Genomic DNA, 22599 nt, shown 5'->3' with positions numbered 1-22599 from the left:
AGGTCGAACTGCCTGTTTCTTTTCGGCTTTTATCCTGTTCATCCCTGTAACCATTCGTGATTTGGCCGTTCTTCTCGAACGTTGCTCTTACCGGGAGGTTTGATGACCACCGCTCAGCCAACGCAGCCAAGTTTCTGGAACGATACCGGCAAGACCGGCCTCGCTGCCTGGATATTCTCCACCGACCACAAACGGATCGGGCTGCTCTATTTTTACGCCACCTTCGGTTTCTTCCTGGTGGGGGTCCTCCTGGGGCTCCTGATCAGGATCGAACTGATGGCGCCGGGGCGCACCATCATGGGGCCCCAGGCCTACAACGCCCTCTTTACCGTGCACGGCGTGGTGATGATCTTCCTCTTCATCATCCCCGGTTTTCAAGGTTCCTTCGGCAACCTGGTCATGCCGATCCAGATCGGCGCCCGCGACGTGGCGTTCCCCCGCCTGAACCTGTTCTCCTGGTGGCTCTACATGATCGGCGCCGTGATCATCATCGCCTCGCTCTTCACCGGCGGCGGCCCGCCCGACACCGGATGGACCTTCTACGTCCCCTTCAGCTCCCGCACCGGCACCAACGTCTCCCTGGCGGTGTTCGGGGTCTTCGTGGTCGGCTTCTCGTCGATCCTGACCGGCCTCAACTTCATCACCACCATCCACCGCCTGCGGGCCGAGGGGATGACCTGGGGGAGGCTCCCCCTGTTCGTCTGGTCCCTGTACGCCACCGCCTGGGTGCAGCTCCTGGCCACGCCGATCCTGGCCATCACCCTGGTGCTGGTCATGGCCGAGCGGCTCCTGGCCACCGGCCTGTTCGATCCCGGCCGGGGGGGGGACCCGCTCATGTACCAGCACCTGTTCTGGATCTACTCCCACCCGGCGGTCTACATCATGATCCTGCCCGCCATGGGGGTGATCTCGGACGTGATCCCGGTCTTCTCCCGCAAACCGATCTTCGGCTACAAGATGATCGCCTTTTCCAGCATCGCCATCGCCGCCTTCGGCTCCCTGGTCTGGGGGCACCACATGTTCACCAGCGGCATGAGCGACACCGCCATCCTGGTCTTCTCGTTTTTGACCTTCATCGTGGCCATCCCCTCCGCCATCAAGGTGTTCAACTGGGTGTCCACCCTCTACCGGGGCTCCATCTCCCTGGACGCGCCCATGCTGTTCGCCCTTTCCTTCATCCTGCTCTTTTCCATCGGCGGTCTGAGCGGCCTGATCCTGGGGGCGGCCGCCACCGATATCCACGTGCACGACACCCATTTCGTGGTGGGGCATTTCCACTACGTGATCTTCGGCGGCGCCGGCTTCGCCTTCTTCGCCGCCATGCACTACTGGCTGCCCAAGTTCTACGGCCGCCGCTACGCCGAGCGGCCGGCCATCGTGGCCTGGGCGTTCATGTTCGTCGGATTCAACGTCATGTACTTCACCATGCAGGTGCTTGGCATGCAGGGGATGCCGCGGCGCTACTACGACTACCTGCCCGAGTTCGCCACGCTCAACCTGGTGGCCACCGTGGGCAGCTGGGTCCTGGCCGCCGGCCTGGTCCTCATGCTGGTGAACCTGTTCCGCGGCCTGTTCCGCGGGGAGCCGTTCACGGGCAACCCCTGGGGCGGGGCAACCCTGGAGTGGACGACCCCCACGCCCCCCCCACGGAAAACTTCACCCGGGAGCCGGTCGTCACCCACGGCCCCTACGACTTCAGGGGGACCGGTATCCCATGAGCCACCACAAGGACGACAACGGGGCCAAGCTGGGCATGTGGCTGTTCCTGTTCACCGAACTGCTCCTGTTCGGCGGCCTGTTCCTGCTCTATTCCGCCTATCTCTCCCGCTACCCCCACGAGTTTTCCGCGGCCGGCCGCCAGTTGGACATGGTCTTCGGCACGGTCAACACCGTCGTCCTCCTGACCAGCAGCCTGCTGGTGGCCATGGCGGTCACCGCCGTGCAGCGGGACGAGCGGCGCCATGCCCTGTGGCTGCTGGGGGGGACGATCCTCTGCGCGGCCATCTTCATGTCGATCAAGTACGTGGAGTGGAGCGCCAAGATCCGGCACGGCATCTATCCCAACTCCCCCCACCTTGCCGCCGCCCCTCCGGGGGAGTCGGTGTTCTTCAGCCTGTACTTCATGACCACCGGCATCCACGGCCTGCACGTGCTGATCGGCGCCACGCTGCTGGCCTGGGTGGGGTGCCGGGTGAAACGGGGCGCCGTCCATGGCGGGGATTACGTCCTTTTGGAGAACAGCGCCCTCTACTGGCACCTGGTGGACCTGATCTGGATCTTCATCTTCCCGCTGTACTACCTGATTCTTTAGGAGCCCCCATGACATCCGACACAGGCGGTCATCATATCGTAGGCTACGGCAAACTGACGCTGGTGTGGCTGGCCCTGCTGCTTCTGACCGCCCTGACCGTTCTTGTCACCCGCGTCGAGCTGGGCGGCTACAAGGTGGCGGGGGCGCTTGCCATCGCCTGCCTCAAGTCGGGGCTCGTGATCGCATTCTTCATGCACATGAAGTACGAAGGGCGGCTCTTGCGCTGGCTGTTGTTCGTGGCCCTGACGATCCTGGCCATCTTCATCGGCCTTACCTTCTTCGACGTGCTCTACCGCTGAGGAGCTACCGTGAATAGCGCATATCTCACAACCACGACCGACGCCATCGACCCGGTCTTCATGTTCATCTTCGGGGCCTCTCTGGTGCTCCTGGTCGGCATCACCGCGGCCATGGTGTTCTTTGTGGTCCGCTACCACCGCTCCCGGGCCCCGGAGCCGACCTCCCGGGCCGCGGGCAACCTCTGGCTGGAGATCGTCTGGAGCGTGCTCCCGACCCTCCTGGTGCTGGCCATGTTCTACTACGGCTGGGCGGGCTACCTGGCGCTGCGCAACGTGCCCACGGGGGCCATGGAGGTGACGGCCACGGCCAGCATGTGGTCGTGGAGCTTTGCCTACCCCAACGGCAAGACCAGCGCCAAGCTGTACGTGCCGGTGAACAGGCCGGTGCGGGTGGAGCTGGTTTCCCGGGACGTGATCCACGGCTTCTACCTGCCCGCCTTCCGGGTCAAACGGGATGTGGTGCCGGGGATGAGGAACCACGCCTGGTTCGTGGCCACCGGGCCCGGCTCCTACGATCTGTTCTGCTCCCAGTACTGCGGCACCGGCCATTCGGCCATGATCACCACCGTGGAGGCGCTGCCCGAGGCGGAATTCGGAGCCTGGCTGGAGCGGAAGGCGGCCGGGGAGGAGCCCGCCGGCCATGAACTCCTGGAAAAACACGGCTGCCTGGGGTGCCATTCCCTGGACGGCAGGCCGGGGATCGGGCCGACCTTCAAGGGGATCTGGGGGCGGAGCACGACGGTCATGAGCAACGGCCGGGAGCGGCGGATCACCGTGGACGAGGCCTACCTGCGGCGCTCCCTGCTGGAACCGAACGCCGATGTGGTCAAGGGCTTCCAGCCGATCATGCCTCCCTTTGCCGGGGTGCTCAAGGAAGGGGAGATCAAGGCGATCATCGGCTACCTCCGCAGCGGCGGCATCGCTTCCCCCAAACTCGACGGCAGGAAGCTGGCCCAGGAAAAGGGGTGTCTGGTCTGCCACTCCCTGGACGGCAGCCGCGGCGTCGGCCCCACCTTCAAGGGGCTGTTCGGTGCCCGGGTCACGGTGCTGAAGGGGCGGGCGAAGAGCACGGTCACGGCCGACGAGGGGTACCTGCGGGAATCGATCCGCCAGCCCGGGGCCGCCGTGGTGGAGGGCTTCCAGCCGGTTATGCCCGCCGACCCCGGCCTGTCGGACGACGAGGTGACGGCCCTGGTGGAATTCATCGAGGGGCTCCGGTGATTGCCCCCCTGGTCAGGCTGTTCCGGCCGCGCCTGGCGTTTTTGAACGGCGTTGCCGCAGTGAGCGGCTACCTCCTCCATCCCGCCGGGGTGCAGGCCCTCCCCCTGGGGGCGCTCCTGGGCGGGGTGACGCTCCTGGCCGCGGGGGGCTCCGCCATCAACCAGGTGCTGGAGCGGGACCTGGACCGCCGGATGGTGCGCACCAGACGGCGCCCCCTTCCCCAGGGCGATCTGACGCCCCGTTCCGCCACGGCTCTCGGCGCGGCGGCCGTCGCGGGCGGCCTGTCTCTCCTGGCCGCCGCGGGGGGGCTGCTGCCCCCGTTGTTCGGCATCGCGGCCCTTTTGTGGTACCTGGCGGTCTATACCCCCCTCAAGCGCCGCACCTCTCTTGCCCTGGCCGCGGGGGCGGTGTGCGGCGCCGTGCCGCCGCTCATCGGCTGGTGCCTGGCCGGAGGGAGTCCCACGGATTACCGGGCCATGTTCCTGACCGGGCTTTTGTACCTGTGGCAGATCCCCCACTTCTGGCTTTTCCGGCGCCGCCACGTCGCCGATTACCGCGCCGCCGGCATCCCGCTCCCCTGCTCCCCGGCGGGGGAGGACGGACTGATGTGGCTCTGGATGGCCGCTCTGACCGCCGCGGCCATGCTGCTGCCCGCCTTCGGCATCATCGGGCGGCCGGCCGCCCTCTGGTACGCCCTCTTTCCCCTGCCGCTGGCCGTCATCGCCCTGGCCCGTTCCGAAAGGCTGCTGTTCCCGTACCTCAACCTGTTCCCGCTGCTGGTGACCGCCGCGCTTTCCCTCGGCCGCTGCTGAACCGCAGGCGGGTTCTTTCGCCGCTGGTAGCGCCCGGTTGCCCAGGAGGCTCCCATGTTCAGAACGATGATACAGGCGTGTGCGCTCGTGGCGGTCGCCGTGCTGCCGCTGGGAGGGTGCCGGGATGAAGCGCCCCGGCGCGAGGCCCCCCCGGGGGCGGTGTCGCAGCAGCAGGTGCGCAGGGGCGAAGAGCTGTTCAAACGGTACTGCGCCGCCTGTCACCCCGATGGCGGCAACGTCAGCGACCCGGAACGGACCCTGCGGGGGGACGTCCTGCGCTCGCGCCGCATCGCCAGGCCCCAGGATATCGTGCGGATCATGCGCACCCCCCTGTCGCGCATGATCGCCTTCGATCCGGCAACCATTCCGGACGAGGATGCCCGGGCCATCGCCGAGTATGTGCTGTACGCCTTCAGGTAGAAAACAGGGACCACCGGCGGAAGGGGGGCGGCCGCATCCCGGTTTGTTGCTTTTTTCCGCCGGCATGATACTATCGGGCACACATTTTCTCCCGTGAACCGTCGTGAGCCGGTTTTCGAGGTCGCCAGGCAGGTACGTCATGACCATATTCAGGGTGTTTGGGGTCGCAGCGGCTCTCTGTGCCGCTGCCGCAGTCACGGATGGTTGCTCTTCAGGCGCGTGGGCCGCGGAAGGTGCGGGCGGGGGGAGCGATCCCGCAGTCCCGGTTGCGGCCGATCAGGCTTCGCCGGCCCCAAAGAAGAGTCTCGGCGCGGTTGTTCCCAAGAAGGTGAAGAAGAAAAAGACATTGGCCAAGAGCAAGGCGTTGCACAAGGCCGCGCCGGCGATAAGCGAAACCGCTCCCGGCAAACGGCTCTCCCTGGAGGAGGTCCTGGCACTTCTGAAAGCGGGACGGGACCTGTCGGGCAGGAACCTGAGCGGCATGAACCTGACGGGGGTCAATCTCGGCAAGTGCAACCTGAAGGGCGCCGATCTGAGCAATGCCAACCTGGAGCGGGCCGACCTGGGGGAAGCGGACCTGGAGCGGGCCAACCTTGCCGGGGCAAACCTCAGGATGGTCAGTCTGAAGTTGAGCGGCCTGACCGGAGCGAATCTGGATAACGCCATTCTTGACGGGGCCATCTGGCAGGATGGCAGGATCTGCGGGAAGGGGTCCCTCGGTGTGTGCCGGGAGGCTGTTTCGCCCTTCGCTTCCCGGTGATCCCGCGGCGGGGTCGCGGACGGTTGGCGGCGGCGCCGGTTCTACCCCGAGGTACATGGGGAAAACCGGTCATGCAGCACGTACCCGAACGACAAAAGGCGGCCGATTGGCCGCCTTTTTGATTGTCGCTCCTTCATGCAATGCCTGGCTGGCCGTTACGCCGCCAGATGGAGATCGTCGTTCTCCGTATATTTGGAGAACGCCTTGAGGAAGGATTTTTCCTTGCCGTTCCTGATGATCTCCGTCAGCGTACTATCCGTCGTCCGGGTCGTTCCGCAGAACAGGCAGGTCACCACATTCTCGGCGGACCCATCGGCGGCGGAATCAATCCCGAAATAGTGTCCATTGGTGTTGCATACTGGGCATGTCATGGTTCTTCTCCTCTTGAACTACCTCTCTTATTTAGTAATACTATAATCGGCGCATTTTAAAAATGCAAGTGGTAATACCAAAATTATTCAAACAAAACAAAATGTTACATGACTGTTGTATTACTGGTTAGATATGTTTTCTATTTTTGACCGCCAGTTGGATTTAGTATTACTATAACATGCCGAAATAAAAGTAAAAAAATAAAACAAACAATATTTGGTAATCGCGCAGAAGGGTGCCGGCCCCGTGGCGGATTGGCCGGCAGGGCTCGGAGCGGGGCGCCGTCGGGTGGCTCTAACCCCCTGGAACAGAGCGAAAAAATGGGGTACCCGGCGCGGCGGGACGGAAAAGGCGGCCGTCGGCCGCCTCGGAGGAGGGGTGGCAGCGGTGAGGGACGGCGGTCACTCCGAGAGGTTGACGATGGTCCTTCCCCGGAGCCCGCCGTGCAGCATGGTCTGGATCTTCTGCTCGAGTTCGTGGAGGCCGCATTCGGTGGCCATCCCGGCGAGCGACGGCAATTTCCAGTCGTCGGCCAGCCGGTTCCAGACGGTGACCCGCGGGGCCATGGGGCACTGTACCGAGTCGATCCCCACCAGGCTCACCCCCCTCAGGATAAAGGGGAAGACGTTGACCGGAAGCTCCGAGGAGCCGACCAGGCCGCAGCAGGTGACGGTCCCGCCGTAGCGGGTCCCCTTGAGGATCGCCGCCAGGGTGGTCCCCCCCACCACATCCACGGCGCCGGCCCACCGCTCCTTCATGAGCGGGCGCTCGCTCCCCAGCAGCAATTCGTCGCGGCCGATGACCTCGGCGGCCCCGAGGGAGCGGAGGAACTCCCCTTCATGCTCCTTGCCGCTGGCCGCCACGACCCGGTAGCTGGCCTTTGCCAACAGCCCCACGGCGATGCTGCCCACGCCGCCGGTGGCTCCGCTCACGAGAATATCGCCGCTCCCCGGCCGCACCCCCGCCTCCATGAGCCGAAGCACCGAGAGGGCGGCGGTGAACCCGGCGGTGCCGAGTATCATGCTCTCCCGGAGGCTCAGGCCCGGCGGCAGCTTCAGCACCCAGGCCGCGGGCACCCGGATGTACTGCCCGAAACCGCCGGGGGTGTTCATGCCCAGGTCGTAGCCGGTGACGAGCACCCGGTCGCCGGGGGCAAGGGCGTCCGTGGCGGAGGCCGCCACCTCGCCGGCCGCGTCCACCCCGGGGGTATGGGGAAAGATGCGGCTGACGCCGGGGTGCCCGGTGGCGGAAAGGGCGTCCTTGTAGTTGAGGGACGAATAGTGGACCCTGATGAGAACCTCTCCCGGCGGCAGGTCGCCGACCCGCCGTTCGCCGATGCGGCGGCTGAAAGCTCCCTTGTGCGGCTCCTCGACGATCATGGCCTTGAAAACGGTATCTTCCATGGGCTTGCTCCTCGTGTGGTTGTGGGGATGGGGCCGGCGATTCTCCCCCTGAAAGAAACATACCCCACTCTGTCCGATTCTCAAGCGCCATTTTGACCAATCATGGCAGCACGGCCGACGATCCGCCTCTTCTCATGGGGTCAGGCGTCCCGAATCCTCCTCCCGCCGGTGAAGAGCATGCCCATGGCGCCAGCCAGCAGCAGGGCGCCGAAGATCCCCCACGAACCGAGTCGTTCACCGAAGATCAGCCACGCCAGGAGCGTCGAGGTCAGCGGCTCCAGCAGGGTGCAGATGCTCGCCGTGGTGGCGGTCACGGAACGCATGCCGGCGATGAACGCCACATAGGCGAGGGCGGTGGGTACCACCCCCAGGTAGACGAGCAGTCCCCAGCCCTCTGCCGGATACCGGACAACGAGCCCCTGGGGCAGGTTGCAGAGGAACAGGAGCAGTGCCCCAATGCTGAAGCTGATGGCTATGGGCTGGAAGGGATGATGGCGGCCGGCCAGCATACGGGTTGCCAGGGCTACGACGGCATAGCCGAATGCCGAGCCGAGCGCCAGCAGGTGCCCCGTCACGCCGCTTTTTGGCCCCGGCCCCCCTGGCCCGATGCCGACCAGCATGGCCGTGCCGGCCAGAGCCAGGGCCAACGCCAGGAGCAGGCGGCCCGTCAGCCTCTCGGCGGTGAAGAGTGTCGCCAGCAGGGCGACCATGACCGGGGCGGTGCAGAGGGTGATCAGGGTGGCCACGGCAACGCCCACCCGGGCGATGGCGGCGAAATAGCAGGCCTGATAGAGGGCCGTCATGGCCCCGATCAGCACCATCAGGGCGAAATCGCGGCGGGTAACCCGCAGCATCCCCCTCCCGAGCTTGAACCAGCAGGCCAGCAGCAGGACCGGCACCGCAAGGGCCAGGCGAAAGAATCCGATGGAAAGCGGGGTGGTTGCCGATATCGCGTAGAGCGTCTTGCTGCTGACGCCGACGGTGCCCCAGAGGACCGCCGCCAGCATGACCAATAACAAACCGCGCCGCGCCTCGGCGTGGCGTGTGATGGAGTTGTGCATAAATGTCTCCCTATCCGTTGTGTGGGTGGTAAAGGCGTGTTACGGACAGGCGGGCGCAACTCCGGCGTTGACGTTCAATGACGTGCGGGTGGAGGAAAAGCGGGTGCCAACCTGTCCTGTCAGGCAGGGATAGGTGGCGGCGGTGGCAGTATGCTCAGGCAAGGATAATACATGTCATTCCTATAGCACTATTCGGGGCCGGAGTCACGAACTAAGCGCACATCCCGGAGCAGGGGCGACGGCGGCTTTGGGCCGGGAGGGCCGGCACCGGGTGCCGGGCGCCCGGCAATGGGGAATTAATGAGGAAAGTGCTCAAGGTAACGCCGTTTGATGCCGATGCACCTATGGTTGTACAAAATTCAACTCAACGAGGAGTTCTAGATGGTTCATCGGAAGGTTTCCCGCTTCAGCATCCTGCAGCAGATCATTGCCCTGGCGTGCGTGTCCCTGGTCGGGCTCATGGTTTTTTCCCTCACGGCGTTCACCGTGCTCCACAAGGTAAAGGTCAATGGTCCGGTGTACGGTGAGATCGTCCAGGGAAAGGACGTGGTTGCCGATATCCTGCCTCCCCCCGAATACATTATCGAGCCGTATCTGGTCGTGCTCCAGGCGCTGCACGAGTCGGACGGCGCCAGGCAGAAGCAGTTGTACGAAAGCTTCGTCAAGCTGAAGAAAGAGTATGACGAACGCCATGCTTACTGGCAGAAGGAGCTGCCGGAGGGGGAGATGAAACAGCTGCTGGTGGACGCTTCCTATAAGCCGGCCGCGATGTTTTTCGACACGGCCGCCACGGAGTTCTTTCCGGCCATCCAGCGGGGGGATGCGGCGAAGGCCGGAGACATCGTGAAAACGTCCCTGGCCGGGTTTTACGAGGCCCATCGCAAGCAGATCGACAAGCTGGTGACCCTTACCGAGGCCAAGGGGAGCCAGATCGAAAAGGACGCGGAAAAGCTGCTGGGGCGGTCCCAGGCGGTCATGATCGGGGTGTGTCTCGTGGTGTTCCTGGGGTGCGCCATCCTGAGCGCTCTGATCATCAGGAGCATCAGCGGCACCTTTGCCTACTGCAGTGCCATCACCGACCGGATTGCGGCCGGCGACCTGTCCCTCGAGGTCGCCGTTGCCGGGCGTGGCAGCGTGCGGACCATGCTGGGCAGCCTGAAGAGCATGGTGGAGAATTTCCGCGTCGTCATCGGCCAGGTCAGCGTCACCTCCGCCGATCTGGCCACCGCCTCCCGGAACCTTTCCACGACCTCGCTGAGCATTGCCGAAACGACCGGGAAGGTGGCCTCGGAATCGGAAAGCGTGGCGACCGCCGGCGAGCAGATGGCCGGCACGTCCCACGAGATCTCGCGGAATTGCCATGCGGCGGCCGACAACTCCCAGGCGTCCAGTTCCATCGCCACGACCGGCGTGGATGTGGTGCAGCAGACCATCACGGTCATGGGACGGGTCGCGGAACAGGTGCGGGCGCTCTCGGCCACCGTGGAGACCCTGGGGCAGCGGAGCGACCAGATCGGCGCGATCATCGTGACCATCGAAGACATTGCGGACCAGACGAATCTGCTGGCGCTCAATGCGGCCATCGAGGCGGCCCGGGCCGGCGAGCAGGGGCGGGGATTCGCCGTGGTCGCCGACGAGGTCCGGGCGCTGGCGGAACGGACCACCAAGGCGACCCGCGAGATCGGCGAGATGATCAAGGTCATTCAAACCGAGACCAGCGGGGCGGTCAGGGCTATGGAAGAGGGGGTCCGGGAGGTGGAAGGGGGGACGGCCGTGGCCGCCAGGTCGGAGCATGCCCTGCACGAGATCCTGGAGCAGGTCAATTCGGTTTCGCTCCAGATCAGCCAGATCGCCACGGCAGCCGAAGAGCAGACGGCCACCACCGAACAGATCAGCAACAACATCCAGCATATAACCCTGCTGGTCCAGGATACGGCAAAAGGCTCCCACGAGTGTGCGGATTCGGCCTCGCGGCTTGCCGGGTTGGCCGACGGCCTGCAGACCGTCGTCAACCGTTTTCGGGTGGCCTGACGGCAGTACCGCCACGTGCGGTCAAAGAGGGAACGCCCATGGCAGCCGCCGGCCGCCGTGGGCGTTTTTTTACGCAAGCGGCTAGCGCAGGGGATCGAAAAGGTATTCCAGGCCGTTGGCCTTGATCTCGTACACGATGCGCAGCCGGTCGCCCAGCTTGCCTTTGGGAAAGCCCTGCTGGGCGAACCAGACCACGTAGGGCTCGGGCAGGTCGATCAGCAGCCGCCCCTGGTACTTGCCGAAGGGCATGCGGGCCTCGGCCAGGTCGATCAACTGCTGCGGGTCCACCTGTGGCGACGATGTGTCCATGGCTTACTCCAGTTCCGCGAGCCGCGCGCTGAACGCCGCCGCGGTTTTGGCCTTGCGGAGCTGGCGGACGGCCTTTTCGAAGTCGGCATCGTCGAAGGTTGCCAACACCCCCTTGACCTTGTTCAGCACCTGGGTCTCCCCGCAGAACAGTTCGCCGTAACGGGCCAGAAGCTCCCCGAGGTACCGGTGCAGCATGGCCGCCCGCTCGCCCCTGGCTGGTTCGGCGGGGGCACTGCCGCGCAGCCGCTGGAAGAGCAGCGGGTCGGCAATGGCGCCCCTGCCCAGCATGAGCCCGGCGGCGCCGCTTTCCTCCAGCAGGCGGGCTCCGGCGGCGGCCGTGCGGATATCCCCGTTGGCGATGACCGGCAGCCGCGTCTGCCGCACCACCCGGGCGGTGATGCCGTGGTCCGCCAGCCCCCCGTATTCCTGGACCACGGTCCGGGGGTGCAGCACGAGGAAATCCACGCCGGCGGCTTCCAGGAGGGGGAGCAGTTCGAAGATCTGGTGCGGATCGTCGTAGCCGGCGCGGAGCTTGACGGAAAAACCGCCCGTGATGGCGCCGCGCAGGGCGGTGACGATCTCCTCCAGCAGTTCGGGGCGTTGCAGCATGCCGCCGCCGGTCAGGCCGCTGGTCATCCTGCCGTAGGGACAGCCCAGGTTGAGATTGATATGCACGGCCCCGGCAGCCTGGGCGGAGCGGGCGGCGGAGACCAGGGCCTCGCGGCCGTGGCCGATCAACTGCACCACCAGGGGCACGCCCCCCTCGTGGGGAGCGATCTCGCGCAGGTCGGCGGCCGAAAGCCGGCGCACCGGCGCCGCGGCATTGACCCGCATGAATTCGGTAAAGACCGCATCGGGGCGGACCCAGTCGATGAAGAGCCGCCGCATGGCCTGGTTGGTCAACCCCTGCATGGGGGCCAGCATCAGGGGGGGATGGCCCGGCTGCCAGGGGAGGCGGGAAGGGGAGGTCATGGGCGTCGCTCCTGTGGCGGGGGTGTTATTTCCAAGTGCGGCCGGTGTTGTCATCTGCCTCCCCCGAGGCAGACCTGGTTCCGGCCCCTGTTCTTTGCCTTGTAAAGCGCGCCGTCGGCCGCCTTGAGCACCTCCTGAGGCGCTGTCTGCCGTCCCCCCGCTTCGGCCACGCCGATGCTGACCGTCACCGAGACTTCACCGGCCCTGCGCGAGTTGGAACGGCGGCTTTTGCCCCGCTCCTCGTCCTTGGGGCGGTCCTCGCCGCGCAGCGTCATACGGTAATCGGCAATGGTCTGGCGGAGCCGTTCCAGATGGGGGAGCGCTTCCTTGGCGCTCTTGCCGGGAAACAGCACCGTGAACTCCTCGCCGCCGTAGCGGAACGGCGAACCGCCGCCCGTCATGTTCATCAGGCGTGCCCCCACCATCTTGAGCACCTGATCCCCCACATCGTGGCCGTAGCTGTCGTTGAAGTTCTTGAAATGGTCCACATCCACCATGGCGATGGCGTACCGGCTCCCCAGGCCGGGCAGCTGCTCGTTGAGCACCCGCCGGGAGAGGAGGCCGGTGAGGTCGTCGCGGAACGCCATGTTGTAGGAATCCTGGATGACGGCCATGATCAGGATGAGGGCGGCGGCGGCGCAGAAGGTCTCCGGCACATGGGGGGACCACATCCACCGGAACAGCACGAAGAGGGTGACGCAGCTGGCGAACACGCCCCCCTCGATGGGAGAGCCGAGGGAAACGGCCCGCCGCACGGCAATGCCGGCCGCCAGGAGGATCAGGATCAGGCTCAGTTGCGGCATGGCGAAGCGCTCGAGGGCCGGCCAGTGGACAATGGGCCGCGTCAGGGCGACCCACAGGGCATGCTGGTCGAGGCGCACCGTCAGCCACACGGCGCCGATCTGCATGGCGACGAACAACAGGCGCATGCGCCCCGCCACGGTCCAGAACCCCTTTTCCCGCATCAGGGCAACGAGCAGGATATTGAACGGCACGACCACCGTCAGGGCGCGGTAGATGAGCCACGCCTCCGGGGTATCGGTGCCGTGGGCGAGCTGGGTGCGGAAGAGGTGGTAGCAGGCCCCCACGGCCAGCAGGGCGAGGAAGACCCGCCCCCGCCGGAAATGGCAGGCAAGGAACACCCCTGCCACGTAGAGCAGATAGGTGGCGAGCGGCACCAGGCCCTGCTGCTCAGGGGGCAGCTGGGGGATCTGGAAGACGGTGATCCAGGCGGCGAAGAGAACGGCCGCCGGCACGAGAATTGTGGAGATTTTTCTGAACATGGGGGATGGTGCATGATAGCATAAAGCCACGCGTCATCCAAGGCACAATCTCTTGGTTCCGCCCGGCTTTATGTCCTGTTCCCGCCACGCTGCCGAAGCCCCTACGCCGGCACATCCCGCGGCTCTCCGCTTCGTCCGGGCGATCAGTGGCCCGGTTTCTGGAGCGCCCGCATCAGCTCGTTGGTTTCCTTCAGTTTCCTGTTCAATAGCTGCAATTCGTCGCGGTTGGCGGTCGTCGCCCCCTTTTCCCGTATCTCGGTCCGGAGCCGCTGGATACGCTGCTGGATGGTGTCGGCCTCGCGGGCGCATTCCTTCAGAAGCATGTCGCATTCCTTGGCGCATTGGTCGTCATGGTGGTTGTGCATGGTCTCATGGGACATATCCATGGTTGCCTGATCGCCATGCTCCCCCTGCTCATGGGCATGGGACAGCACCGGGGCGGACAGGGCCAGAACGGCGGCGAGCGTTACGGTTAGTCTTTTCATGGTGATGGTCTCCTTTGGGCGGAAATTCTCTCCGTATGCCTTCAGGATAGCATGGGGCGTGCCAGGATCGTAACCGCTTGATATGATTACAATGTGTTCCGCCGGCATGGCGCGATGGTGAAGAATATTCGACACCGTGCGCGGGATATTCGGCTCTTTGTCGTGAACGTACGGGTCGATGTGGTGTACGATCACACCGGCCACGTCGCTCGCGGGCCTGCATGTATCTGTCGCTGGTCCTTTTGGCCGCCAGCCTCGGTTACGAAGCGACCGGGATCGGCAGCCTCGATGCCGTGGGCGCCATGCTGATCGCCTGGCTGAGTTGGCGGGAGGGGCGCGAAGCGTTTGGGAAAGCCAGGGGGATGGCCTGTTGTTGCGCCGGGAAGTGCGGCGGCGAATGACGGCGAGGGGCTGCGGCCGCCCCGGTTGCGGCGGCCACAGTTTTAGGGGATGTCATGGGAGGTGATCAGGGCCTGCTGCCGGAACCCCGCCACGACCGTGGTTTGCGGCTGCCCCCGGCTGCGGGTTTGGCGCCCGGTTTCGCCGCCGGTTTCGCCCCGGCGGTTTTCGTCTCCTCGCCGGCTACCTCGCTCTTGGTCCGGAATGGCCCGGAACCGCTGGCAGGGCTTTTCGCCTGCTGCCTGGCGTCGCTTTTGGCCGCCGGCCGGCGGTTGCCCATCTCATGGGGGTGCCGCTTGAACTCTTCATCCTTCGCCGGGGCCGGAACCGTGTAGTCGAAATCCGGCAGCGTCCTGCGCTCGATCTGTTTGCCCAGGAGTTTTTCCAGCGTCCTGATGGCGCCGGTGTCGTCCCGGGTGACGAAGGTAATGGCTTCCCCGGTGCGCTCCGCCCTGCCGGTCCGTCCGATCCGGTGCACGTAGAATTCTGCCGTCTCCGGCATATCCAGGTTCAGGACCAGGCCGATCAACGACACGTCGATCCCCCGGGCGGCGATATCGGTGGCCACCAGGATCCGGTACGAACCGTCCCTGAAGCCGTCCATGGCCTCCTGGCGCCGGTTCTGGGAGAGGTTGCCCTGCAGCGAGGCGGCCTTGTAGCCGCCCTTGACCAGTAGTTCCCCGACCCGTTTGGCCCGGTGTTTCGTCCTGGTGAAGACCAGGACCGAACCTTCGGTGTGCTTTTCCAGTATCTTCATCAGCAGGGCCGTTTTCAGGTGCTGTTCCACCGGATAGAGGGCGTGGCGCACCGTGGTGGCGGGCTTGATCTTGTCGACCTGCACGGTCACGGGGTCCTTCAGCATCTCCTCCGCCAGCTTCCGGATCTCGTCCGGCATGGTTGCCGAGAACAGCAGGGTCTGCCGCTTGGCGGGAAGCTTCTGGATGATCTTCTTGATCGTGGGCAGAAATCCCATGTCGAACATCTGGTCGGCCTCGTCGAGGACGAGCACCTCGACGCTGTCGAGCAGCGCCACCCCTTGCTGCATGAGGTCCAGCAGCCGCCCGGGACAGGCCACGATGATTTCGGTGCCTTTTTTGAGGGCCGCCATCTGGGGCGTCTGGCCGACGCCGCCGTAAACCGTGGCGCTTTTCAGGCCGGTCTGCCCGGCGAACAGCCGGAAGGATGCCTCGATCTGTTCCGCCAACTCCCGCGTGGGGGCGATGACCAGCGCCCGGGTCGCATGGCGCGCCCCCTTGCTCAGCCGGTCAAGTATGGGCAACGCGAAGGCGGCCGTCTTGCCGGTCCCGGTCTGGGCCAAGCCGAGCACATCGCGTCCTTCCATGATTCTGGGTATGGCTTCCTTCTGGATCGGTGTCGGGTGCGAGTAGCCTGCCTCGCGGATGCCGGCCGACACTGCCGGGTGAAACTTGAAATGGGTGAATCCCATACGTGCCTCTCTCTTCGGTTTGGTTTACAAAAAAAAGCCCCGGCTATTCCGGGGCCTACGATGACGTGACGTGTTGTCCGGTACTGCTAATTAGTGCAACGGTAACAGCTTTTGGCGGGTTATGTCAAGCGGTCTGTTGGAAAAGGGGGGGCGGGGGCGGGCGGCGCCGGCAAAAATGAAAGGCCCGCGAGCTTCGCGGGCCTCTGTAAGTGTCTGTCCTGTCGCCCTCTTCACGGGCTATTCCGGCCGCACCACCTGCCGGATCTCTGCTGCACCATCATTTTCGGGTGAAACTTCCGCTATGTTTCCCCCTCCTTGTCGTGGCAGTCTGTTCCAGTAGCGCTACTGTAAGTACACTATACCCCCGGGAACGACAGATGAAAAGACTGTTAAATAATTTATTTCCGTGTACAATTTCAATTTGGGCTTCATGCCGGGGAGTCCGCCGGGCCCCAAGGCGCAGGACGATCAAAACCAAAAAAGGCGACCCGAAGGCCGCCTTTTTCATGTGGTTATGGGAAGCGCCGTCTCAACGCCTCACAGTATCTCCAGCAACGATACCTCGAAGGTGAGATCCTCGCCGGCCAGGGGGTGGTTGGCGTCGAAGGTGACGCTCTCCGCGGTGGCCTCGATGACCAGCACGCCCAGCTCTTCCTCATCTTCGTTGGCGAGCACCAGCTCGTCGCCCACCACCGGCTCCAGATCGTCCGGGAGGTCGCTGCGCGGCACGGTGAAGACCCGCTCCTTGTCGTATTCGCCAAAGGCGCTGGCGGCGGGGATCACGACGGTCTTCTTGTCGCCCGGGGCCATGCCGATCAGGGCCTCGTCGACCTGGGGAAACAGTTCCCCCTCGCCGATGGTCAGCGTCATCGGCCCGCTTTCGCAGCCGCAGCCGCAATCGTCATCGCCGCAGTCGCCGTCTTCCTCGCACCCGCACTCCTCGGAATCGCATTCGCTCTCCAGTGTCGAATCAAAAACGGTACCATCTTCCAGCGTGCCGGTGTAGTCGATTTTAACCTTGTCGCCTTGTTTTGCCTGTGCCATGTGTCGTATACCTTTCACCTGTAATGCGGCTCATCGCCGTTGTCTCTTTCTATAAGGTACGAGAGAACACGGCCTTTCGTCTACAAAAATCGTGCGGGCCCCCAGCGCAGAAGGGGTCGCGGGCGGCCCCGGCGGCCGGAGCCGCCCGTTGTCAGGACAGGAAGGCGGAGATGGCCGCTGCGGCCTGTTTGCCGTCCCCCATGGCCAGGATGACGGTCGCCCCGCCCCGGACGATGTCGCCCCCGGCAAAGACCCCCGCCAGGTTGGTCAGGCCGTTCCCGTCGGCGATGATGTTGCCCCACTTGTTCAGGGCAAGGTCCGGAGCCGTTGCCGTCAGGAGCGGGTTGGCCCCCGTGCCGACCGCGTTGACGATCACGTCGGCCGGAATGTCGTACTGGGCCCCCTCCACCGGCACCGGTTTGCGCCGGCCGGAGGCGTCCGGTTCACCCAGCTCCATGCGCTGGCAGCGCAGGGAGGCCGCCCAGCCGTCGCCTTCGCTCAAGATGGCCACCGGTGCGGTCAGCATGAGGAACTCCACCCCCTCCTCCTTGGCATGCTTGATCTCCTCCACGCGGGCGGGCATCTCGGCCTCGCTGCGGCGGTAGATGATCATGGCCCGTTCCGCGCCCAGCCGCCGGGCGGTGCGTACGCAGTCCATGGCCGTGTTGCCGCCGCCGATGACCGCCACGTTGCGCCCCTTGATGATCGGCGTGGCGGCGTCGGCCTGGCGCCCGGCCCCCATGAGGTTGACCCGGGTCAGGTATTCGTTGGCCGAGTAGACCCCCTTCAGGTTCTCCCCCGGGATGTTGAGCATGGTCGGCAGGCCGGCCCCGTTGGCGATGAACACGGCAGCGAATTCCTGGCTGAGTTGGGCCAGGGTGAGGGTCTTGCCGACGATCACGTTGCATTCGATGGCAACGCCCAGGGCCCGCAGACGGTCAACCTCCACGTCGATGATCGCCTTGGGGAGGCGGAATTCGGGGATGCCGTAGCGCAATACCCCGCCGGTGTCGTGCAGCGCCTCGAAGATCACCACGTCATGGCCGGCGCGGGCCAGCTCGCCCGCCGCGGTGAGTCCGGCCGGGCCGCACCCCACCACGGCCACCCGCTTGCCGGTAGGGGGTGGGGGCGTCTCCGCGTCGAGCCGGGCGGCGTTCGCCATGGCCCAGTCGGCCACGAAGCGCTCCAGATAGCCGATGGCGACGGCCTCGCCCTTGATCCCGCGCACGCATTTCGCCTCGCACTGGGTTTCCTGGGGGCAGACCCGGCCGCAGACGGCGGGCAGCGCGTTGTCGTGCTGCAGGATGCGGGCGGCGCCGGGCAGGTCGTTGTCCGCCAGCAGGCCTATGAATTCGGGGATCGAAACCCCCACCGGGCAGCCCTCGACGCACTGGCGGTTCTTGCACTGGATGCAGCGCTGCGCCTCGCGTATCGCCTCGTCGTGTCCGAGTCCGCGGTTGACCTCTTCAAAGTTGGTGCTGCGTATGGTTGCCGCCAGTTCCGGCATCCTGACCCGGTCGATGGCGAGACGTTCCTTGGTTGTCATGGGTGTGGTCATGGCTGCACCTGCCTGTTCAGTTTGCAATCGGCGGCCTCGTGGCTCCGATAGGTGGAGAGGCGGTCGAAGAGGTTTTCGAAGTCTACCTTGTGACCGTCGAATTCGGGGCCGTCCACGCAGGCGAACCGCGGTTCGCCTCCCACCAGGACGCGGCAGCCGCCGCACATGCCGGTCCCGTCGATCATGATCGGGTTGAGGCTGACGATCGTCGTGATGCCCTGGGGGCGGGTGAGTTCGGCCACGGCCCGCATCATCGGCACCGGGCCGATGGCGAACACCGCCTTTGGGCAGGTGGCCGGGTTGGCCATCATGTCGGCCAGTTCGGCGGTAACAAACCCCTTGCGCCCCATGCTGCCGTCCTCGGTGGTGACCAGCACCTCCCGGGAAAAGGCGGACAACTCGTCCTTCAGGATGATGTAGGGCTCGGCGCGGCCGCCGATGATGGTGGTCACGTCGTTGCCCGCTTCGGCCAGCGCCTTGGCCAGGGGGTAGAGGACCGCCGTCCCCACGCCGCCGCCGATGCAGGCCACCCGCCCCCACTGCTCGATGTGGGTCGGCAGGCCGAGCGGTCCGGCCACGTCGCGCAGAAAGCCGCCGGCAGGTATGGCGACGATCGTGCGCGTCGATGCGCCGATAGCCTGGATGAACAGGGTGATGGTGCCGGCTGCGTTGTCGGCGTCACCGATGGTGAGGGGGATACGCTCTTCCCCCGGTGCTGAGCGAACGATGACGAACTGTCCCGGTTTCCGGGACGCCGCCACCCGCGGGGCTCTGACCACCATGCGGTGGAGAGACGGTGCCAGGATGTCGTTGCTTACTACTTCATACATGTCGCTACCTGCCCAAATGAGATATGCGGCCCGAGGGCCGACTTTATGGTATACGACATGACGAAACAAACACAAGATTGTATACGGCCGGCACTCGTCCGGGCAACGATCCGTTTCATATCGATAATGGCGGGTGTGCCGCAGGGCGGTCCGGCTCGAAACGGCCCGCGGGGGGACGGCGCGCATCCCGTCGGGCGTGCGGCTTGACATGCCCCGGGCGGAGGAGGACAATCAGATCAGATACAGACGATGGTGTCTGTATGGGGACCAAGGAGCACGCCATGAAAACGGTAGGAGGAAAAGCCGAGGTTAAAAATTTCGCCGCTCCGGATGAGGTCAGGACCTTTCCGAAGGGACGGGTCGAACTGATCACGATCGGCGGGGCAACGGTGGGGCGGGCCATATTCGAGCCGGGGTGGCGCTGGCTGACGTCGGTGCAGCCGCTGGCGAAGACGAAGAGCTGTGAGGCGCCCCATTTCCAATACCATGTTGCCGGCACCGTGCATGTGGTCATGGATGACGGCAGCGAGTTCGATTGCCGTCCCGGCGAGGTATCGCTCCTGCCCATGGGGCACGATGCCTGGGTAGTTGGCAACGAGACGGCCGTCGTGGTAGACTTTCAAGGCATGATCGACTACGCTAAGGCCCGCTGACCGGGACCGACGCGATGGCCGGCCGGCGGAAAGGGGCTGCGGCCAATGGGCAGATTCATCGACATCGGCGCCCAGGAGTGGCGGCAGGTGCGGCCGGACGTGGCGCACGGGGTGCTCGGCACGACCATCCTCGACGAGGGGGTCACCATGACCGTGACTCGCGTCGTGCCGGGGAGCGGCTTTGCGGCCCATCACGACGCCTACGGCCACCTGCTCTACTTCCTGTCCGGCTCGGGCGTGGTGGGGGTGGCCGGTGAGGAAACGGCCATACGGCCGGGGCTGGCGGTCCGCATCCGGGCTGGGGAAGAGCATTATTACCGCAATACCGGGACAGACGAACTCACCCTGGTATCGGTCAATATCCCCGAGGAGGGCGCTGGCAACCTGGCGGGCGCCCGCGGCGCATGCTCCAGGGACTACGACGATCGGGGGCCGACGGCAGGGTGACGAACGACGCACAGCAGGCCGACAGGGCAGGGATTTATTGCAAGCTGGTCCTGACGACCTTTTTCTGGGGCGGCACCTTTGTGGCCGCCCGTTTTGCGGTGCATGAAGCGCCGCCGTTCTTTGCCGCGAGCTGCCGTTTTGCGATCGCGGCCGTGGTGCTGATGGCGCTGGTGGCCCGGCAGGCGCAGCGCCGGGGGGAGGCCGTGCCGGTGCCCCGCAGCCTGCGAGAGGTGCTGGGCCTCTTTTTCCTTGGCCTGACCGGGATCTTCTGCTACAACGCCTTCTTTTTCAGCGGCCTGAAGCTGACCGGTGCGGCCAACGGCTCCCTCATCGTCGCCATCAACCCGCTGCTCACGGCGGTGCTGTCCGCCTGGTGGCTGCGGGAGCGAATCCGGCCGCTCCAGGGTGCCGGGCTGGCGGTCTCCCTGGCCGGCGTCGGGGTGATCGTCACCCGGGGCGATCCCGGCGTGCTGCGCACCCTGACCTTCAACCACGGCGATCTGCTGCTGCTCGGGGCGCCGCTCAGTTGGGCGGCCTATTCGATCCTGGGCAAACGGGCCATGGGCACCTTTTCACCCCTGGTGGCGACCGCCTATGCCGCCCTGTCCGGCACCCTGCTGTTGATCCCGGCCGCCGCCCTGGAGGCGCTGGGCGGGGCCGGGCCGCACCATTTCAGCATCCTGGGCTGGGTGGCCATTCTGCAGCTGGCCCTGCTCGGCACGGTGGCCGGCTTTGTCTGGTGGTACGAGGGGGTCCAGGCCCTGGGGGCGAGCCGGGCGGCCCTGTTCGTCAACCTGGTGCCGCTCTTCGGCACCCTGCTGGCGGCCCTGCTCCTGGGGGAACGGCTCGGCTGGCCCCAGTTGTGGGGGGGAATGCTGGTCATCGCCGGGGTGTGCGGCGGGACGGTCCGCCTGAAGACGGGCTGAGACAGGTTCGCCGTTGTGATATAATGAAGTCCTGGACGGAAACCGATTGATCCACGACGCCGTACCCGCGAAGGAGGAATACAATCATGTCACTTCCTCCCCAACTGCGCAGAATCTCTCCCACGTTGTGGGAACTCCCCGTGTCATACAAGGACGGCATGCTGGTCCCGGCCCGGATCGTCGCCACGGAAGGGCTGCTGGCCGGCATGGAGGCGGGGGTCTTCGACCAGGCGGCCAACGTGGCCTGCCTGCCCGGCATCCTGAAATACGCCTACTGCATGCCCGACGGCCACTGGGGGTACGGCTTCCCCATCGGCGGCGTGGCGGCCATGGACCCGGTGAGCGGCGTGATCTCCCCCGGCGGGATCGGCTTCGACATCAACTGCGGCATGCGCCTGGTCCTGACCTCCCTGACCGAGGAGGAGGTGCGGCCGCGCCTGCACCAGCTGGTGGACCTGATGTTCGCCCGCATCCCCACCGGGGTTGGCTGCACCGGCTTCGTGCGCTGCTCCCGCGCCGAGTTTCGCCAGGTGCTGGAGCGGGGTTCCCGCTGGTGCCGGGAAAAGGGCTACGCCTGGCCCGAGGACCTGGAGATGACCGAGGAGGGGGGCTGCTTCGGCGGCGCCGACCCCGACGCGGTGAGCGACAAGGCCATCGAGCGGGGCTTCGACCAGATCGGCACCCTGGGCTCCGGCAACCACTACTGCGAGATCCAGGTGGCCCGGCCCGAAAACATCTACGATGCCGCCACGGCCCGCGCCTTCGGCATCACCATCCCCAACCAGGTGGTGGTCATGTTCCATTGCGGCAGCCGCGGCTTCGGCCACCAGGTGGCCACCGACTACCTGCAAAGCTTCCTGCGGGTCATGACCGCAAAGTACGGCATCAGGCTCCCCGACCGGGAACTGGCCTGCGCCCCGTTCAGTTCTCCCGAGGGGCAGGCCTATTTCGCGGCCATGAAATGCGCCGTCAACATGGGCTTCGCCAACCGCCAGGTGATCCTGCACCGTCTGCGCGAGGTGTTCTCCCAGGTGTTCCACCGTTCCCCCGAGGAGTTGGGGATGCGCATGGTCTACGACGTGGCCCACAACACGGCAAAGCTGGAACGGCACCTGGTGGACGGCACCCTGCGGGAGGTGCTGGTGCACCGCAAGGGGGCCACCCGCTCGTTCGGCCCCGGCATGGCCGGCATCCCCGCGTGCTACCGCGAGACCGGCCAGCCGGTGATCATCGGCGGCAGCATGGAGACCGGCTCCTACCTGTTGGCGGGTGCGGCGGGGGCGGCGGCCACCTTCTTCACCACGGCCCACGGCAGCGGGCGCACCATGAGCCGCCACCAGGCCAGGAAGATGGTCAAGGGGCAGAAGCTCCTGGGCGAAATGGCACAGCGCGGCATCTACGTGCGCACCGATTCCTGGGGCGGTTTGGCGGAGGAGGCCGGCTTTGCCTACAAGGATATCGACCTGGTCGCCGCGGCCACGGAAGAGGCCGGATTGTCCCGGCGGGTGGTCAAGCTGGTGCCCATCGGCAACATCAAGGGATAGGGGGCTCTCCGG

22 protein-coding genes and 2 pseudogenes are annotated in these 22599 nt (G+C 65.6%); 13 read left to right on the top strand and 11 right to left on the bottom strand.

The features are described 5' to 3' along the window. The first annotated feature begins 102 nt into the window (after positions 1 to 102). From ctaD to FO488_RS14755, 7 genes and pseudogenes are all read left to right on the top strand, one after another. Positions 103 to 1718 (top strand): annotated as a pseudogene (ctaD, locus tag FO488_RS14785) (cytochrome c oxidase subunit I). Further along, positions 1715 to 2311: a cytochrome c oxidase subunit 3 family protein gene (locus FO488_RS14780; protein WP_149211259.1), complete on the top strand. Its 597-nt coding sequence runs from the start codon at positions 1715 to 1717 to the stop codon at positions 2309 to 2311. Before ctaD ends, FO488_RS14780 begins: the two are co-directional and overlap by 4 nt. A gap of 8 nt (positions 2312 to 2319) precedes the next feature. Beyond that, on the top strand, positions 2320 to 2610 hold the full coding sequence (locus FO488_RS14775; protein ID WP_149211258.1) for a cytochrome C oxidase subunit IV family protein: 291 nt from the start codon (positions 2320 to 2322) through the stop codon (positions 2608 to 2610). A 9-nt stretch (positions 2611 to 2619) separates the two neighbouring features. Further along, a complete protein-coding gene (gene coxB / locus FO488_RS14770) occupies positions 2620 to 3831 on the top strand; it encodes a cytochrome c oxidase subunit II (protein WP_149211257.1) in 1212 nt (403 codons plus the stop codon). Beyond that, positions 3828 to 4643: a UbiA family prenyltransferase gene (locus FO488_RS14765; protein ID WP_149211256.1), complete on the top strand. Its 816-nt coding sequence runs from the start codon at positions 3828 to 3830 to the stop codon at positions 4641 to 4643. The genes coxB and FO488_RS14765 overlap by 4 nt, the downstream gene beginning before the upstream one ends. 54 nt (positions 4644 to 4697) lie before the next feature. After that, a complete protein-coding gene (locus FO488_RS14760; RefSeq protein WP_149211255.1) occupies positions 4698 to 5063 on the top strand; it encodes a c-type cytochrome in 366 nt (121 codons plus the stop codon). A gap of 139 nt (positions 5064 to 5202) precedes the next feature. Next, complete coding sequence (locus FO488_RS14755; protein ID WP_149211254.1) at positions 5203 to 5823, top strand: pentapeptide repeat-containing protein; 621 nt, start codon at positions 5203 to 5205, stop codon at positions 5821 to 5823. A gap of 155 nt (positions 5824 to 5978) precedes the next feature. On the opposite strand, the gene FO488_RS14750 is transcribed toward FO488_RS14755, so the two are convergent. From FO488_RS14750 to FO488_RS14740, 3 genes are all read right to left on the bottom strand, one after another. Continuing rightward, a complete protein-coding gene (locus FO488_RS14750; protein WP_149211253.1) occupies positions 5979 to 6194 on the bottom strand; it encodes a hypothetical protein in 216 nt (71 codons plus the stop codon). A gap of 402 nt (positions 6195 to 6596) precedes the next feature. After that, complete coding sequence (locus tag FO488_RS14745) at positions 6597 to 7598, bottom strand: YhdH/YhfP family quinone oxidoreductase (protein WP_149211252.1); 1002 nt, start codon at positions 7596 to 7598, stop codon at positions 6597 to 6599. 140 nt (positions 7599 to 7738) lie between these two features. Then, positions 7739 to 8659, bottom strand: a complete 921-nt coding sequence (locus tag FO488_RS14740) for a DMT family transporter (RefSeq protein WP_149211251.1) — start codon at positions 8657 to 8659, stop codon at positions 7739 to 7741. A 381-nt stretch (positions 8660 to 9040) separates the two neighbouring features. On the opposite strand from FO488_RS14740, the gene FO488_RS19495 reads away from it, so the two are divergent. Further along, positions 9041 to 10690, top strand: coding sequence for a methyl-accepting chemotaxis protein (locus FO488_RS19495; RefSeq protein ID WP_168206054.1), 1650 nt, complete (start codon positions 9041 to 9043; stop codon positions 10688 to 10690). An 81-nt stretch (positions 10691 to 10771) separates the two neighbouring features. On the opposite strand, the gene FO488_RS14730 is transcribed toward FO488_RS19495, so the two are convergent. The 4 genes from FO488_RS14730 to FO488_RS14715 all read right to left on the bottom strand — a co-directional run bounded on the left by FO488_RS14730 (position 10772) and on the right by FO488_RS14715 (position 13739). Further along, the gene (locus tag FO488_RS14730; RefSeq protein ID WP_149211250.1) at positions 10772 to 10999 is read right to left on the bottom strand and encodes a DUF3820 family protein; all 228 of its coding nucleotides are present in this window, start codon (positions 10997 to 10999) and stop codon (positions 10772 to 10774) included. 3 nt (positions 11000 to 11002) lie between these two features. Further along, entirely contained in the window at positions 11003 to 11971 is a 969-nt protein-coding gene (locus FO488_RS14725; RefSeq protein WP_240731978.1) for a tRNA-dihydrouridine synthase, read from the bottom strand. A gap of 50 nt (positions 11972 to 12021) precedes the next feature. Next, the gene (locus FO488_RS14720; protein ID WP_149211249.1) at positions 12022 to 13254 is read right to left on the bottom strand and encodes a diguanylate cyclase; all 1233 of its coding nucleotides are present in this window, start codon (positions 13252 to 13254) and stop codon (positions 12022 to 12024) included. 143 nt (positions 13255 to 13397) lie between these two features. Continuing rightward, complete coding sequence (locus FO488_RS14715; protein ID WP_149211248.1) at positions 13398 to 13739, bottom strand: hypothetical protein; 342 nt, start codon at positions 13737 to 13739, stop codon at positions 13398 to 13400. A gap of 209 nt (positions 13740 to 13948) precedes the next feature. Here FO488_RS14715 and FO488_RS14710 point away from each other — a divergent pair. Then, positions 13949 to 14140: pseudogene (locus tag FO488_RS14710) on the top strand (hypothetical protein); the annotation flags it as partial. A 65-nt stretch (positions 14141 to 14205) separates the two neighbouring features. Here the strand turns inward: FO488_RS14710 and FO488_RS14705 are convergent. The 4 genes from FO488_RS14705 to FO488_RS14690 all read right to left on the bottom strand — a co-directional run bounded on the left by FO488_RS14705 (position 14206) and on the right by FO488_RS14690 (position 19017). Beyond that, positions 14206 to 15585, bottom strand: a complete 1380-nt coding sequence (locus FO488_RS14705; protein ID WP_149211247.1) for a DEAD/DEAH box helicase — start codon at positions 15583 to 15585, stop codon at positions 14206 to 14208. Between the two features lie 537 nt (positions 15586 to 16122). Continuing rightward, positions 16123 to 16629 carry a peptidylprolyl isomerase gene (locus tag FO488_RS14700; RefSeq protein WP_149211246.1) on the bottom strand — a complete coding sequence of 169 codons (507 nt, stop codon included), beginning with the start codon at positions 16627 to 16629 and terminating at the stop codon, positions 16123 to 16125. A gap of 151 nt (positions 16630 to 16780) precedes the next feature. Beyond that, complete coding sequence (gltA, locus tag FO488_RS14695) at positions 16781 to 18187, bottom strand: NADPH-dependent glutamate synthase (protein ID WP_149211245.1); 1407 nt, start codon at positions 18185 to 18187, stop codon at positions 16781 to 16783. Then, complete coding sequence (locus tag FO488_RS14690) at positions 18184 to 19017, bottom strand: sulfide/dihydroorotate dehydrogenase-like FAD/NAD-binding protein (RefSeq protein ID WP_149211244.1); 834 nt, start codon at positions 19015 to 19017, stop codon at positions 18184 to 18186. The genes gltA and FO488_RS14690 overlap by 4 nt, the downstream gene beginning before the upstream one ends. Positions 19018 to 19298: 281 nt before the next feature. Here FO488_RS14690 and FO488_RS14685 point away from each other — a divergent pair, with 281 nt between their 5' ends. From FO488_RS14685 to FO488_RS14670, 4 genes are all read left to right on the top strand, one after another. Continuing rightward, positions 19299 to 19670 carry a cupin domain-containing protein gene (locus FO488_RS14685; RefSeq protein ID WP_149211243.1) on the top strand — a complete coding sequence of 124 codons (372 nt, stop codon included), beginning with the start codon at positions 19299 to 19301 and terminating at the stop codon, positions 19668 to 19670. A 45-nt stretch (positions 19671 to 19715) separates the two neighbouring features. Further along, positions 19716 to 20117 (top strand): cupin domain-containing protein, encoded by a 402-nt coding sequence (locus tag FO488_RS14680; RefSeq protein WP_149211242.1) that lies wholly within the window; start codon positions 19716 to 19718, stop codon positions 20115 to 20117. Then, positions 20114 to 21043 (top strand): DMT family transporter, encoded by a 930-nt coding sequence (locus tag FO488_RS14675; protein WP_168206053.1) that lies wholly within the window; start codon positions 20114 to 20116, stop codon positions 21041 to 21043. The genes FO488_RS14680 and FO488_RS14675 overlap by 4 nt, the downstream gene beginning before the upstream one ends. Before the next feature lie 86 nt (positions 21044 to 21129). Beyond that, positions 21130 to 22587, top strand: a complete 1458-nt coding sequence (locus FO488_RS14670) for an RtcB family protein (RefSeq protein WP_149211240.1) — start codon at positions 21130 to 21132, stop codon at positions 22585 to 22587. Positions 22588 to 22599 lie beyond the last annotated feature (12 nt).

This window comes from Geobacter sp. FeAm09 (genome assembly GCF_008330225.1).
Lineage (GTDB): Bacteria > Desulfobacterota > Desulfuromonadia > Geobacterales > Pseudopelobacteraceae > Oryzomonas.
Note: the sequence above shows the minus strand (reverse complement) of the source record. Positions and strands in the feature narration are given on the sequence as shown.